Annotated in this window: 1 protein-coding gene; it reads left to right on the forward strand. The window is 41.1% G+C overall.

Annotated elements, in window-relative coordinates; genetic code table 11:
- Positions 1-293 precede the first annotated feature (293 nt).
- A complete protein-coding gene (locus I5M32_RS16535) occupies positions 294-866 on the forward strand; it encodes a toll/interleukin-1 receptor domain-containing protein (RefSeq protein ID WP_234461999.1) in 573 nt (190 codons plus the stop codon).
- The last annotated feature ends 241 nt before the right edge of the window (positions 867-1,107 follow it).

Here is a 1,107-nt window from a genome sequence, read left to right on the forward strand (position 1 = left end):
TTTTTTTATTTAATTTGGTGCGGGCAGACGAAAATCTTGCAAGCAATACCGCAACTTTCCAAACCTGCAAAACGTTAGCTGTAATGGTTTGCGAACTAAGCTACCGACACTCAATATTTAAAAATTAATATTTACATAGAAATAATAAAATTAATAATATGTCAAGATGCACAGCACCACGATATGGACATCGTACTCAAAGTGGTAGAGATGCTTGTCCAGCATGTAGTAGTAGAGGATATCGAAGCTATAATTCATACTCCTATTCCAATCCTTACTCATCTAATTACTCAATGGGAAGTAGCTCAAGTGGCAGAAGTGGTAGAACTTCTCGAAGTATAAAGCCTCGTTGGTCACGAGCAAGTTCGCCGGTTTTTTATACAGCATCAGAAGTGCAGGCTCTTACACCAATTCGTCAGACAGTTGAGAAACTTGCCGTACTTCCTGACCTACGGGATGTTTTTCTCTGTCATGCCTGGGACGATAGGCAGGGAATTGCAAAGCAACTTCACGATTTGCTAGAATCTAATGGTGTTTCCGTCTGGTTTAGCGAAAAGGATGTAACACTCGGTGTGCCCTTAATGAGAGCAATTGACAAGGGCTTGGCTAATTCACGGATAGGACTTGTATTAGTTACTCCTGCACTTATTAAACGCCTTCCCCAAGAAGGCATCGCAGACAAAGAACTTTCAGCATTATTGGCTCGTGACCAATTAGTTCCTATTGTTCATGACACGACATATGAAGCTCTCCGAGAAATAAGTCCTCTACTTGCATCAAGGACTGGCCTTAGTACCGCAGAAGAAACAGTAGCAGACATTGCGACCAAACTTGCTGAATTAGTTAATCTTGAACCAAGCTGTTGAGTTATGAATATTTTAGAAAACATATCAAGTTACCACTACAGCTAACAGCAAATTTGCACAAAAATGGCTGACGGTGGTTCAACTCAGGTTTTTCGTTAATTATTTAGTTCAGTGCGGGCTGACATCGGTTCTGCAGGCAACGCCATTTATGCACAAATTCGCCCACCGTTAGCGGTAATGCTATGACAACAGAACAGACCAAAAATATAATCCGACTTTTGACCGACAAAGGTGTTCACTT

Source organism: Pedobacter segetis (genome assembly GCF_016623585.1).
GTDB lineage: Bacteria > Bacteroidota > Bacteroidia > Sphingobacteriales > Sphingobacteriaceae > Pseudopedobacter > Pseudopedobacter segetis.